This is a genomic window from Paenibacillus sp. DMB20, assembly GCF_000987955.1.
In the GTDB taxonomy this organism is placed as follows: domain Bacteria; phylum Bacillota; class Bacilli; order Paenibacillales; family Paenibacillaceae; genus Paenibacillus_AQ.
The window spans coordinates 44,285-57,724 of sequence record NZ_LAZU01000032.1 but is presented as its reverse complement, the minus strand read 5'-3'; the positions used below and the strand labels follow the sequence as shown (position 1 = coordinate 57,724).

The following is a 13,440-nucleotide window of genomic DNA, read 5'->3' as shown; positions in this document are numbered from 1 at the left end:
CTGCTTCTTATTTGGGCAGGGGCGTTTTTTTTTTGCTGTAAGAAAAGCCCCCGATTTTGCCGATAAAATGGATGAAGGAAAAAAAACGCGATGCTTGGAGGTTCTGATGAGCAATTCGTTGCACCTCAAACGTTATGTGGAAACACATCCCGATAATAAAAATGGCCTGGTATCTGCTCGGCAAGGATTATGAAAGAAACGGAGAACAGGGCAAGGCCAATTACTGCTTCAACCGGGCGGAAGAAGTATATGAAGCTTTCGAGCTCAGCAAGGTTCCGGCGGACATATGGAAAAATTACGAGATGAGGCTGCTTCAGGTTGAAAAAGAGAGGGAGAAGCGGGCCAAAAGAATCCGCCGTGCGCTGCTTGCGGCCGTAATCCTGCTTCTCTGTCTCGTCCCTTCCGTCGGGGCGCCCGGCGATCCCGGCGAAAGGCTGGCGGCAGAAGCGTTCGACGAACTGCTGCCTGAGGCGAAGTCGGCAGGGACGGACGACGAACCGGACAAGAACGGAAATGAGGAGTACGACGGGCCTTTATTTACCGCTGCTGCCATTGGCGGAGGAAAGGAAGGAAACGGGTTGTCCGGATTGCTGGACAAGCCGTCACGGCTGCCTTCCCATTCGGTCGTGCTGGGCATGGAGCGTGCCGGTCGCTGGAAAATTTGGTCACGCGGCATGCCTGCGATGTACGGCATAACCCGCGATCCATCCGGCGTGATCGGCATCCGTCCCTACCAAGGGGCGAAGGAACTGTGCGGCTGCGAGCCCGCGGATGATGCCGCCCTTACGAAAACCGCGGCCGGCTGGGCGGAGATTCAAGTTCACGGCGCGGTTTTATCGGAGGCCGTCCGGCGCTTTCACGAGGATCGGGGCAGGCTTCCGAAAAGTTTAAACGAACTGGCGCAGCCTTTTCCGAACAATTGGCTGTCCGGGCGTTCCCCGGAAATGAAGGCGTTGTTCCCGCATTTCGTCAGCGGCAGGAATGCAAGGGACAGCGGCAAGAAGCAGGGCAAAGGCGGGGAGGCGGCCGGAGTTCCCCGTTTGCCGGGCGGCCTCGGGTCGTCTCCTGACGGGAAGCCGTTTTTCACAGATCCCCTGGTCGTTGTCGTCGATCGGAAAAAATCACAGGCTGGGGGGTGACGAGCGGGGACGTTTTTATTAAGAAATTACAAGGTCGGCCTCGGGAAAGACAATAAAACGCCGCTGGGCGATTTCCATATCAGCGATAAGGTCGTGAATCCAAACGGAACGGCTACGGGTACATACGGATCCCGCGGGATGCAGCTCTCGGATACGGACTACGCGATTCACGGCACGCAGGATGTGGACAGCATCGGGGGAAACGTGTCGGAAGGATGCATCCGGATGTTCAAGGAAGATGTGGAAGAGCTCTTCGATCTTGTTCCGATGGGAACGAAGGTGAGCATAGAGGAAGGGGTTCTGCCGGATGACCTGGTCATTCCGAAGGAGCGCTTTTCCCTGAAAACCGCCGCCGGCCAGACGAACCCCGATAAGGTATATGACTGGTTGGATTAAGGCTGGGAGATAAGGATCAGCACGATGATCAGCACGATGAGCAGCGCGATGCCGGTACCGATCCACAAGATGGCTCTTTTGTTCACTTCTTCTCTTTTTTGCTGCAGAGCAGGTCTTTTACGCTTTACTGACATATCCATTCTCCTCTTCCCGTCATAATCGTTAAATACCCTTACATTGTATAGGGTTTGTCCAAAAAATGCTATAACATCCCTTCCCCGTCAAGAGGCCAAAATGGGGAAGAAAACTTTCTTTTTCCTCCAGAAACGGATAAACTGAGGGATAGAGAAATTATAAGCCATGAGAGGAAGAATGGATGTGCTGTACCGCAACATAGGCAAGCCTTTATTTTTCAAATTGGATCCGGAAAAAGCGCATCATCTCGTCGTAGGAGGCCTCGAGCGGGCAGCCCAACTGCCCGGTGCCGAAGCGGCCATGCGGGGGATATACGGCGTACAGGAAACGCCCGATATGGCAGTGGATTTGTTTGGCGTTCATTTTCCCACGCCGGTAGGCCTTGCCGCCGGATTGGATAAAAACGGAAAAGCGGTGAGAGGTTTCTCCTCGATCGGTTTTGGGTTTATGGAGGTAGGAACGGTCACGCCGAAGGCACAGCCGGGCAATGAAATCCCCCGGTTGTTCCGGCTGCCTACCGATGAGGCGCTGATCAACCGGATGGGCTTTAACAACGAAGGCGCCGAGGCCATGGCGCGCAGATTGTCCCAGCTGAAGGAGCGGAGAATCCCGGTTGCCGTCAATATCGGAAAGAACAAGGCGACGTCTAACGAGGACGCGCACAGCGATTATGAAGCCTGCATCCGCGAGCTGTTTCCTTACGGGGATTTCTTTGTGGTGAACATCAGCTCGCCGAATACGCCGGATCTTCGCAGCCTGCAGCACGGGAGCGAGCTGTCTTCCCTGCTTGAAGCGGTGATGGGGGAGATGGGCAAGCAGGCCCTGCTCCATGGAGGGCAGAAGGCCATTCTGGTAAAAATTGCGCCGGACGTAAGCGACGAGGAACTGGAGTTTATGGTGGATACGATTTCCCGCAGCGGGGTATCCGGAATCATCGCTACCAATACCACGCTGTCCCGAGCGGGTTTAAGCCATAACAACGCCAAAGAAACGGGCGGCCTGAGCGGCAAGCCGTTGCGGGAGCGGTCGACGGAAATCGTATCGAGGATTTACAGGCAGACCGGCGGGTCTTTGCCGATTATTGGCTCGGGAGGCATCTTCACGGCCAAGGACGCTTACGACAAAATCCGCGCGGGCGCAAGCCTGGTGGAAATTTATACAGCACTCATCTATGAGGGACCCGAGGTGAACCGCAGGCTGCATGCCGGCCTGAGGGAGCTCCTGAAACGGGACGGATATACGCATATATCCCAAGCGGTAGGAGCGGACCATCGCTGACGGTTAAAGACAGGAGGCACGACGATGGACGGTAGAGACTGGGGGACTTTTTTGCTTCCGTACGAACAGGCCGTTGAAGAGTTGAAGGTCAAATTTAAGACGATGCGGTCTGAGCTCAAGAAACGGGAAGAGTATGCACCAATCGAATTCGTAACCGGGCGCGTGAAGAAGATTTCGAGCATTCTGGACAAAGCGAAGCGTCTTCACGTTCCGATGGACCAGTTGGAGACCGGAATCGAAGATATCGCCGGAATCCGGATTATGTGCCAGTTCGTCGAGGACATCCGGCGGGTGGCGGAATATATCCGCGGCAGAAAAGATTTGAAGGTATTGTATGAAAAGGACTATATAACGAACTATAAAGAGAGCGGGTACCGGAGCTTTCACATGATCGTGGAGTACCCCGTTCAGACGGCACTCGGCCAGAAAATCGTGCTCGCCGAAATACAAATCCGGACGTTGGCGATGAATTTCTGGGCAACCATCGAGCATTCCCTAAGCTACAAATACCGGGAAAGCCTGCCGGAAGAAATTCGGCTGCGCCTTAAAAAAAGCGGCCGAAGCGGCCAACACGCTGGATAACGAAATGTCGAGCATCCGGGAGGACATTCTGGAGGCCCAGAAACAGTTCGAGGATAACTCGAACATTACCTCGCAGCTGCTGAAGGCGATCCATCAGCTGTATTTCCATCACCGGGTTAATGAAGCCATCGAGTTTCAGGAACGGTTTAATACGATCTGGCAGGCTCAAGGGCAGGATCATGACATGGAAGCGGTGAAAGAGCTGCTCGCGGAAGTCAAAGACATGCTGGCGTCTTCCAGGCAGCAGAAGGAACAAGATCATGAAATATGAGCCGTTGTACGTGGCTTACCTGGTATACTTCAACCGGGACCGGGACTATTTCGAATGCCACGAGGTGCTCGAAGAACTCTGGCTCGCCCGCGATAAGGATCCCCGCTACAAAGGCTTGCTCCAGGCTGCGGTCGGCCTGTATCATTTCCGGAACGGCAACGTGCGCGGAGGGGAGAAGATGATGTCGGCCGCGCTGGCCCGGCTGGAGCCATGTTCCCACAGGGAACTGGGGATTGATATGGAAAAGCTGGTCGGGGAAATCCGGCTCTATGCCGAACGATTGAAGCGTTATGACGAGGCGCCGTTTTCCTACCATGACCTGTCCATCGAAGTTATAGACCCGGTTTTGCAGAAAGCCGTCAGGGAGGCATCTCCGGGAATCCGCCCGAATATTCCCCAGAGGCGCGGTCCGCAGCGCTCCGCGAAACACGCGCGTAAACATGCGAGAAGCGTTACGGTAAGCCAAAAATAAACGAATAACAAACAAACCCGCTGTTTAAGAAGCACAGCGGGTTTGTTGATTTCCGAAATCAGGGGAAGAAAAAATTATGCCTGCGGTCCGGTTCCTTTGTATTTGTTGTCGATAAAGGTTTTGATCTCCTCGATCGATTTGCCTTCTTCTTTCAAACGCTTGGCGTCCTGAAGTTCCGAGAGGCAGATGCCGCATTGGGCCCCGTGGTCCGTCCATTTGACGCCGTCTTCGTTCTTCTCGGCAATAAAGCAGCGGTGCAGGGAGTCATGGACTTTGTCGTTATCCATGCAGCCGCAGTAGCATTTCAGTTCCTTCAAAATGTCTTCAACACTGCCGACGGCAGCATAAGATGCCTGGGTATTATCCGTGTATACGGACAGCAGCTTTGGCATCACGTCGATGGAGGACGTGGTTTCATACTGCTCGGAGTCGGCGCCGTGCTGGTGGGAGAGGGCCGATTCCTTGCCTCCGCAGCCGGACAAGAGCAGCAGGGCGGCAATGCCGGCGGCTGCGAGCGCTTGTTTACGCATTACGGCTTCACGCTCCCTTTATATTTATCGAAGAATTGAGTGAAGGTTTCCGCCGTGTTGCCGTCCGGGGTCCCTTCCGGACTTATGCCGCCGACGATGCGTTCTTTCTCGACTCCGTTCTCGAAAAATACGAGGGTGGGTGTAAATTCAATGTTATACTGCCTGAATCCGTCCTGATATTCCCGGAGATTATATTGATGCAGGTATACGCCGGAATCCTTGGCAAGCGGCATCAGCTGCGGTGTCGTGGCTTTGCAGCTGGGGCAATCGGAAGCAAAGAAATAGACGAAAAAGCTTTCTTTGTCCGCCACCTTCTTGTTGAGGTCGTCAGGCAGGATGATTTGCTGGTAATTGGGATCATCCAGAATGGCTTTGGTGGCCGGGTTCATATCCGCTACTTTCTTGCCGCCGTACAATTCGCTCTTCTCGCCCTGCATATTCAGGAAAGCCAGCAGGCCGATCAGCACGAGCAAGGCGCCGCCAAACATGTAAAGTCCCGTGTAATTCTTTTTCTTGCGGTTCAAATGCTCACCCCCGATAATATTCAAATTGGCTTCAAAAGGGCATGTCCCTTTCAATGATAATTTATTATACAATATAAAAAAGTCACAGAGGAACAACATAAGGTCCCCTAGAAAAATTGACAATCTTATGAACATGACAGAATCAGAGAGGCAGGTAGATATATGGATTTTAAGCTTCCGACGCCTTTCGAGGCGAAAATGAAATCGCTGCTCGGCGATGAATTCGATCCATTTAAGCGTTCCTATGATCAAATACCGCATGCCGGGATACGCATTAACACTTTGAAAATCGGCGTTTCCGATTTTACGGAGATATCCCCGTTTGAGCTTGAGCCGATTCCATGGTGCAAAACGGGGTTTTATGTGAAGGAAGGCGCCCGTCCCGGGCTGCATCCCTATTATCATGCGGGGCTTTATTATATCCAGGAGCCCAGCGCAATGGCGCCCGTGGAGCTGCTGGGCGTAGAGCCGGGAGACCGCGTACTCGACCTGTGCGCGGCACCTGGGGGGAAATCGACCCAGATTGCGGCCAAGCTATGCGGTTCAGGCCACCTGGTCAGCAATGATCTTCATCCGGACCGGACGAAGGCGCTTGCTAAAAATCTGGAAATGTACGGGGTGCGCAACGCCGTCGTGCTTAATGAATCCCCGGAGCGGATTGCTGAGGCTTTCCCGCGTTATTTCAATAAGATTTTGATTGACGCTCCGTGCTCCGGGGAAGGCATGTTTCGAAAGGACGAGGACATGCTCAAGTATTGGGAGGAAGCCTCCCCGCTCAAATACGCCGCCATGCAGAAGGAGATCCTGGCCTCTGCAGCCAAAATGCTGAGCGCGGGAGGGACGATGGTATATTCCACCTGCACCTTTTCCCCCGAAGAGAATGAAGGCATCATCGCCGCTTTTCTGAAGGACCATTCGGAGTTTTCAGTAGTCCCTATTGGTGACTCCGAGTGGTTCTCGCCGGGAGAAGCGGCTTGGCTTGAGAAGCACGGCTTGCCTGAGTGGGGTCTGAACGGGCGCGAAGATGCGGCCTTTATTGCCCAAACCGCCGGCACGGGGCGGCTGTGGCCTCACCGGGTCAAGGGCGAGGGCCACTTCATGGCCGTTCTGCGCAAAAGCGAAAGACCGGAAGAAGACGGCCTCCCCTATGAAACCGACCTAAGCGGAGGGGGGGCTGAGCGTACCGCGGAGGCCTACGCCGCCATTGCTCCTGCAGCAGGGAAACCTAAATCAAAGCTCTTTCGGGCGGAGGGAGGGCGCTTAAAGAAAGGGAAGGGGGATTCCGGGATGAACCGGCATGGCGGCCGGAACGACCGTGCCGCCCGGGAAGGTGGACGTCGCGATCGTACGTTACGCGGGGATAACCTCAGCGGCTCCGAATTGCTGGGGGCGTTTCATGAATTTATGGACGGACAGCTTCATTTGGACATTACCGGCGGTTATCCGGTCTTGTACGGGCAGAATATTTATTTGTCCCCGGTCCCGGAGGAACGGTTGAAAGGATTGAAGACCGTTCGTGCGGGCTGGTATATGGGCCAGGCGAAGAACGGAAGGTTTGTGCCCGGGCATCCCTTGGCAACCGCGCTGCGGCCTGAAGAGGCCGGGCGGGTGATCAGCCTGTCCTCCAAGGATGGAGAGGCGGTTCGATACCTCAAGGGGGAAACGCTTGAAATTCCGGAGGAACGGGTCCGGCTTGGCAACGAATCTGTCACCGGTACCAAGGGTTTTGTGTTAGTATGTATTGATGGTTATGCGGCCGGATGGGGCAAGTGGCAGTCCGGTTTGCTGAAGAACGAGTATCCTGCGGGCTGGAGGTGGACATCGGTATGAGCGCCAAGGGAAAGTCGACCCAAAGGCTGGACAAGGTGTTATCCAATATGGGGTACGGCTCCCGCGCGGAGCTGAAAAAGACGGTAAAGCAGGGCGGCATCACGGTCAATGCGGCTGTGGTGAAGGACCCCGGCATGCATGTCGACCCGTACCGGGACGTCATTGAGGTAGAAGGGGAACAAATTATTTACAGGGAGTTTATTTACCTGATGCTTCATAAACCGCCGGGTGTCGTATCGGCTACGGAAGATAATCGCGACCGGACCGTTCTTGATCTGATCGACGAGTCTTATCGGGTGTATGAGCCTTTTCCGGTAGGGCGGTTGGACAAGGATACGGAGGGACTGCTGCTGCTCACGAATGACGGAAAGCTGTCCCATGAGCTGCTGTCGCCCAAAAAGCATGTGCCAAAAACGTACGAAGCGGATGTGGCGGGCCGGGTGAGCGAAGAGGACGTAATTCTTTTTTTCGCGGGGCGTTACGCTGGATGACGGGTATGTCACGCTCCCTGCCGAATTGACGATACGATCGGTAGAGGAAAGGGAGCAGGGGCCGCTCTCCAGGATATCGGTGACGATTCATGAGGGCAAATTCCATCAGGTGAAACGAATGTTTGAAGCCGTGGGCAAAAAAAGTGGTATACCTGAAAAGAGTGAGCATGGGCGGACTGCAGTTGGATGAGACGCTGCCGATCGGCAAGTACCGGGAGCTAACCCCGGAAGAGCTTAGCCTTCTGGGCAAGCTGCCACCCGAGTCCCCGGCAGGCAGCGATTCATATACAAGCAGTACGGAATAAAGAGAAGAGGATGGATGGAGACATGGCATACAAATTGGTAGCACTGGATGTAGACGGTACACTGCTGAATGACGATCACATGATAACGGAACGTACCATGAACACGGTCATGGAAGCCGCAAAACAGGGGATCGAGATCGTGCTTTGCACGGGGCGCGGGCCGCAGAACAGCATTCCCTTTATGGAACAAATGGGACTGACGGGTTACGTGATCAGCCACAACGGCGGCGCTACCGTGGAAGTGGAAACCCGCAAAATCATTCATCAATTCGGAATGGACAATATGGCGTTAACCCCGTTCATGGATTACTGCCGGGAAAAAGGGGTTCACTTTGACGTCAACACGGCATTCGGCATGTACGTGGACAACGTGGATGCGCTGGCCGGACCGGTACGTTATATGTACGAAAACTACCTGATGATGCCTTCCAACCTTCCGGCATGGGAGGAGCTTGAGGGACCGGTCGTGAAATTCACGGCATTTGGGGAATCCAAGGACATGGACGCGGTCTATGAGGAATGGGGCAAGTGGACCCCGGTGTTTAATATGCTCCGAAGCGGGGAGTATTTCATCGATTTGATGCAGGAACAGGCTTCCAAGGGCAACGCGCTGAAGCAGCTTGCCGCCATGCGGGGATTTGAGGCGGAAGAGGTGCTGGCGATCGGCAACTATTATAATGACATTACGATGCTGACCTTTGCCGGGATGGGGATCGCGATGGACAACTCTCCGGTGGAAGTGAAAGCCGCGGCGGATGCCGTAACGGCTTCCAACAATGAAGACGGCGTGCACGAAGCGCTGGTGAAATACTGCTTGTCCTGATCTCGAAGGTTCATGGATTGTAAAAGCCTCCGGGTTCCCCGTGTTGCGGGGGACCCGGAGGTTTTTTAGAATAACAACATAAATCATTTATTTTCATGGACAGATCCATGCAAAAAATCTTCTCAAGTGGGAAGTGCTATTTCTCCTGGAATAGTTCATATTGGTTCTTCGGGATCTTCAACAACTTTGAGTGCTGATTTTGGCGCTAGTCCAATCAAATATCAAATTCCCGATGGATTTTTACCATATCAGGAAACAGGTAGTTCCAATCCGTCCCAGAACCAAATCCAGAACCAGAACCAACGGGAGACAGAGCGATCCTAGTGGTTACAATGACAAACGGCTTGATAAAGGATTATGATTTTCCAATGAGTGATGTAAATTCATTTGTTAATTGGTATGATGCTCGTGATTTTTCATGGCCCCAAAAGGACAAACCTTTCGGCAGTACTCCTTGGAGTTAAAGATGGAGGCAGTCCGGTTGGTGAATGAGGAGCATATGAGGCCTGGTACGGAACGTAATTCATTTCAATTACCTTTGCAACCATGCGATTTTTTTTAAGTTGTCAAACGCAAGCGGCGCCGCCGCCCTTGAGAAAGAGCGATGGCGCCGCTTGGCACGGCTCCGGCTTACCTGTTGCTGCGGAGCCCTTTGGGAAGATGGTTTTTCAACTGTCCGCCGCTGCTTTTTCCCCAGCCTACGGGCAGTCCGTCAATCGCTACAAGGGTCCATCCTCGCAGGGCCGGATCCAGCTGCAGGGTTTCCCCATGCAGGAAGGCGGCTGCCTCCTCCGATTCCGCGGGCATGTCCCATTGTCTAACGCATTGATCCGGAGACATCGCCATGGCCAAGGCATGCGCGGGTTCAACCCGGTTCTTCTTCAGATGAGCCAGGTGCAGACCGGCTCTCGGCATTTTAAGACCTTGCAGTTGGACTCCCGTCCATTCGATGTCCCCGCTTACGGGAAGATAGTACAGCTCGTCCCCAAAACGGAGGGGCTTGCCTTGTCCAAGCGATAAACCCGCAACGTTCTCCTCGGCCCATTGGCTGAATTCTTTCCAGGCGAGCTGCTCTTGGGCGGCGGTTTTCCCGGGTTTAAGGTTTTTGCGCCGGACGGATGCCGAAGTTTCCGGGGCTTCAGCTTCGCTGCTGGACTTCGCTTTGCGGAGCAGCGCGACAAAATGGCCTTCTCCCCGTTCCTTATGGGGCCAGAGACGCTTTTGGGCAATCGGCTCCATATCCGGATAACTGCCGAGAAACCGGGCGATCAGGTCCTCATTCTCTGACGTATTGAACGTGCAGGTGGAGTAAGCCATGACGCCGCCAGGCTTCAGCATGGCGTGGGCCTCCCGGATAATGTCCCACTGCCGGGCCGCGCAGACCTCGACCAACTCGGGCGACCATTCCAGAACCGCACCCGGATCTTTTCGGAACATCCCTTCCCCGGAGCAAGGCGCGTCCAGCATAATCCGGTCAAAGCTGAGCGGAAAGCGGCGGGAAAGCTCATCCGGGGCCGCGGAGGTCACGACGCAGCGCGTTATGCCCATCCGTTCCACGTTTTCGGCTAATATTTTGGCCCGTTCGGGATGAATCTCATTCGAGACAAGCAGCCCTTGTCCCTGCATTTTGGAAGCGATATGGCTGGTCTTTCCTCCGGGGGCGGCGGCGAGATCAAGCACCGTCTCACCGGGCTGGGGGTCCAGCATCTCCGCCGCGGACATGGCCGAGGGCTCCTGGATGTAATACAGGCCTGCGGAATGATAAGGGTGCTTTCCGGGTCTGTGCGGTTCCTCGTAGTAATAGCCTGCCTGACACCAGGGTACCGGCTTCAACTCGAATTTATCCGATAAACCACTGACGGCTGCAGGATTAAGCCCGGCTTTTAAAGCATTCAGGCGCAGGCCCTGGGTACGCGGACCATCGAAGCTGTTCATAAATTCGTTCATTTCCCCCTGCAAAAGCACTTCCATCCGGTCAATAAAAGCTGACGGCAATTTATTTTTCTCCATCCAACACTCTCCTCATCATCGAAAAACTTCCAAGAACGTCCCTTCGACGAAACAATTCCGCCGATATGCGTTCTTGGGATTCATAAATAGCTCGGTTTGGCCGCTTCACTCTTAAAAATTAAAAAAAATGCATGCACTCGGGGGCTTAAAGGAGCAGCTTGCCCGAATGAGGCATTTTTTTATTTTAAAACATTTTTTTTTGTGAAATAAAATGGCGGTTCTGATGAGGATTTGGGGCTTCTCCCAAACGCGGCCACCCTAGTTCGCGGCCTCCTGCGCCTTGGACGGTCTGCCCAAGCTATGGTAATCGGTTACCCGGTTTTTGCCCGTGGTTTTGGAATGGTACATTGCCTCATCGGCCTGTTTCATCAGCCCGTCGCCGGTAACGCCTTTACGGAGCGAGCTGTACCCCACGCTGACCGTCACCATGGTTTCTTCCGCTACGCGGAATCGGATGCGCTCGGCAATTTGGGCCGCCTGGCTTCCACGGCTGACGACGAGAGCAACCAGCTCTTCACCGCCGTAACGTCCGGTAAGCCCGACCCCTTCCAGTTCCTCCTCCATGATGGAAGCAACCTGCTTCAGCACCTCGTCCGCTTTGGCGTGGCCCTGCGTGTCGTTCAGCTTCTTGAAGTTGTCGATATCGCAAAAAATCGCCGATATTTTTAAGCCTTGCGCAACGAACTGGTTGAGATGCTTCATGAAGTAGCGGCGGTTGTACAAACCGGTCAGTCCATCCGTTATGGAAGAGCGGTAAATGGACTGCATCAGCTCGATGATACGCTGAAAGAGGATAAAGAAGATGATGCTGTAAAACGCCAGCGGAAGCACGGCCGTGAATTGAAGGGCTCCATGGATATCCTCGCCGGGATAAAGATGGCTGTGTATGTTATGTACGGCTGCCCAAACCGAATAGATGGCAAGCCCGAAGGAGTATTTGCGGCGCTGGCCGATGACGGGAGCGATTTTGGCAAAGGACAGAAAAATGATCAGCCACTCCATGCCGTCCCAGTAAAGCTTCGGCCACAAGGGGCTGATGTCGGGCGGAAGGAACAGGGGAACTATCAGGAGCACGGCTGCAATCGCGGTCATGCCGTAGTAGGCCCTTCGGACGCGCCGATACAGCAGCAAAACCGAAAGGTTCAGCAGAACAAGCGAAAACAGCTGAAGCGGGCGCATGGCCTCCAGGTTCGGGAGCAGGGTTTGACCGGAGAAAGACTGATGGATGTTCAGACCCTCATATGTCATAATGAAGAAGAATGCGGCCGCCATGAACAGATAGGCCTTCTTCCGCTGTCTGCTGTACATAAGGAGGCATATTAGGAGCATCATGATAGCGCAATAAGCGGCGCATACGGAAACAATGCCGGAAAACGGGATCGAGTTCCACAGGGTTGAAACGTCGTTAGGCAATAATATCGACTCCTGAAGGGATGATTTTCCTATATTGAAACATATGTTCCAATATATCATAATCGAAAAGCGTCTGAAAAGAGACATACAGAAAGGGGGATCTCCATGAAACTGCTGCAGGCTTTGTTTTTCCCTCCTGAACAGCCGGGAGGCGTCTCTTCGATGATTCCTTATATGCAGGAAAGATTTCATTCATCGCGCTGGGACATGGAGATGTTCTGGCTGCCCAAAAGAATTCGCAACAAGGGACAAGAGGAGCCCGTATTCCATACTTTTGACTGGAAAGAGTTCGGAAACAGTCCCATTGTTCAAAAATACATCCAAACGTATATCGACTACGTATGGTGGGTCCGCCTTCGGATTCAAAAGCGCTACGACCTGATCCATGCCCATCATCCGATCGCCGGCATGGCGATGAAGGCCGCGTTTCCGGACACGCCGCTGATCCAAACGGTCCATTCCAGCTACGAACGGGAGCTTATCCTGAACGGGAGAATCGAGCCCGGCGGTCTGGAGCACCGCTTTCTGGTTGCCCTCTACCGGGAGCTTGAATTTGTGAGCGAGCGGCTGCTGACGGTCTCCAAATCCTTTGCCGAGTATATGTCTCCCTATGTGGAGTCTCCCGAAGCCATCGGCGTGATCCGGAACGGATTCGATGAAAAGCGGTTCAAGCCGGTGCCCCATGAGAACGAGGTTCCACAGCTGATTACAGTGTGCCGTCTCGTTCCCGCGAAGGGGCTCGACATTCTGCTTAAAGCTTGTGCCGATTTAAAGGTAAAAGGGTACGAGTACGTGCTTCACATCATCGGTGACGGACCTTCCCGCCAGGATTTGGAGAATATGGCCAAGGAGCTGGGCATATACCAAGAGACGATCTTTTACGGCTATACGCTGCACCCGGAGGAATTCATGCCCTTTTTTGATATTTTTGTGCTGCCGTCCCGCGCGGAGGCTTTCGGATCGGTGTTTGCTGAGGCAGCGCTTAGCTGTCTGGCGCTTGTCGGCACCAATGTGGGGGGCATTGCCGAGCAGATCGAGGACGGCGTGAACGGCTTGCTCGTTCCGCCGGAGGACCCGTCCGCGCTTAGCGAAGCGCTCGAAAAAGTCATTTCCGATCCGCAGTACCGGTATGAGCTTGCCCGGACCGCATGGGATAAGGCGAAGAATCAATATTCGCTCGCGAAATCGGTAAACGAGCTTAAAAAACTGTATCTGAAATATCAATCGTAAGAAAGAGGACT

12 protein-coding genes and 2 pseudogenes are annotated in these 13,440 nt (G+C 53.9%); 9 read left to right on the top strand and 5 right to left on the bottom strand.

Annotated elements, in window-relative coordinates; translation table 11 throughout:
- The first annotated feature begins 161 nt into the window (after positions 1-161).
- Both XI25_RS16085 and XI25_RS34770 read left to right on the top strand, forming a co-directional pair.
- Positions 162-1,139, top strand: a complete 978-nt coding sequence (locus tag XI25_RS16085; protein ID WP_235439922.1) for a hypothetical protein — start codon at positions 162-164, stop codon at positions 1,137-1,139.
- Between the two features lie 63 nt (positions 1,140-1,202).
- Positions 1,203-1,535: a L,D-transpeptidase gene (locus tag XI25_RS34770; RefSeq protein ID WP_327204801.1), complete on the top strand. Its 333-nt coding sequence runs from the start codon at positions 1,203-1,205 to the stop codon at positions 1,533-1,535.
- Here XI25_RS34770 and XI25_RS33750 read toward each other — a convergent pair.
- Positions 1,532-1,669 carry a hypothetical protein gene (locus XI25_RS33750; RefSeq protein WP_200901437.1) on the bottom strand — a complete coding sequence of 46 codons (138 nt, stop codon included), beginning with the start codon at positions 1,667-1,669 and terminating at the stop codon, positions 1,532-1,534. The two genes, XI25_RS34770 and XI25_RS33750, sit on opposite strands and share 4 nt — an antisense overlap.
- A 184-nt stretch (positions 1,670-1,853) precedes the next feature.
- Between XI25_RS33750 and XI25_RS16080 the strand changes: the two genes are divergently transcribed.
- The 3 genes and pseudogenes from XI25_RS16080 to XI25_RS16070 all read left to right on the top strand — a co-directional run bounded on the left by XI25_RS16080 (position 1,854) and on the right by XI25_RS16070 (position 4,273).
- Complete coding sequence (locus XI25_RS16080; RefSeq protein WP_200901441.1) at positions 1,854-2,948, top strand: quinone-dependent dihydroorotate dehydrogenase; 1,095 nt, start codon at positions 1,854-1,856, stop codon at positions 2,946-2,948.
- Between the two features lie 24 nt (positions 2,949-2,972).
- Positions 2,973-3,801: pseudogene (locus XI25_RS16075) on the top strand (GTP pyrophosphokinase).
- Positions 3,791-4,273, top strand: coding sequence for a DUF309 domain-containing protein (locus XI25_RS16070; protein ID WP_046679468.1), 483 nt, complete (start codon positions 3,791-3,793; stop codon positions 4,271-4,273). Before XI25_RS16075 ends, XI25_RS16070 begins: the two are co-directional and overlap by 11 nt.
- A gap of 74 nt (positions 4,274-4,347) precedes the next feature.
- On the opposite strand, the gene XI25_RS16065 is transcribed toward XI25_RS16070, so the two are convergent.
- Positions 4,348-4,803: a PCYCGC motif-containing (lipo)protein gene (locus XI25_RS16065; RefSeq protein ID WP_046679467.1), complete on the bottom strand. Its 456-nt coding sequence runs from the start codon at positions 4,801-4,803 to the stop codon at positions 4,348-4,350.
- On the bottom strand, positions 4,803-5,327 hold the full coding sequence (locus tag XI25_RS16060; protein ID WP_046679548.1) for a thioredoxin family protein: 525 nt from the start codon (positions 5,325-5,327) through the stop codon (positions 4,803-4,805). Before XI25_RS16060 ends, XI25_RS16065 begins: the two co-directional genes overlap by 1 nt.
- Positions 5,328-5,489: 162 nt before the next feature.
- Here XI25_RS16060 and XI25_RS16055 point away from each other — a divergent pair, with 162 nt between their 5' ends.
- The 3 genes and pseudogenes from XI25_RS16055 to XI25_RS16045 all read left to right on the top strand — a co-directional run bounded on the left by XI25_RS16055 (position 5,490) and on the right by XI25_RS16045 (position 8,776).
- Positions 5,490-7,157, top strand: coding sequence for an RsmB/NOP family class I SAM-dependent RNA methyltransferase (locus tag XI25_RS16055; protein ID WP_046679466.1), 1,668 nt, complete (start codon positions 5,490-5,492; stop codon positions 7,155-7,157).
- Positions 7,154-7,953: pseudogene (locus tag XI25_RS16050) on the top strand (pseudouridine synthase). The gene XI25_RS16055 and the pseudogene XI25_RS16050 overlap by 4 nt, the downstream one beginning before the upstream one ends.
- Before the next feature lie 22 nt (positions 7,954-7,975).
- Positions 7,976-8,776: an HAD family hydrolase gene (locus XI25_RS16045; RefSeq protein WP_046679465.1), complete on the top strand. Its 801-nt coding sequence runs from the start codon at positions 7,976-7,978 to the stop codon at positions 8,774-8,776.
- A gap of 630 nt (positions 8,777-9,406) precedes the next feature.
- Here XI25_RS16045 and XI25_RS16040 read toward each other — a convergent pair.
- Positions 9,407-10,786, bottom strand: coding sequence for an RsmB/NOP family class I SAM-dependent RNA methyltransferase (locus XI25_RS16040; protein ID WP_046679464.1), 1,380 nt, complete (start codon positions 10,784-10,786; stop codon positions 9,407-9,409).
- A gap of 258 nt (positions 10,787-11,044) precedes the next feature.
- Positions 11,045-12,199 (bottom strand): GGDEF domain-containing protein, encoded by a 1,155-nt coding sequence (locus XI25_RS16035; protein WP_235439921.1) that lies wholly within the window; start codon positions 12,197-12,199, stop codon positions 11,045-11,047.
- Between the two features lie 105 nt (positions 12,200-12,304).
- Here XI25_RS16035 and XI25_RS16030 point away from each other — a divergent pair, with 105 nt between their 5' ends.
- Positions 12,305-13,429, top strand: coding sequence for a glycosyltransferase family 4 protein (locus tag XI25_RS16030; RefSeq protein ID WP_046679463.1), 1,125 nt, complete (start codon positions 12,305-12,307; stop codon positions 13,427-13,429).
- Positions 13,430-13,440: the final 11 nt, after the last annotated feature.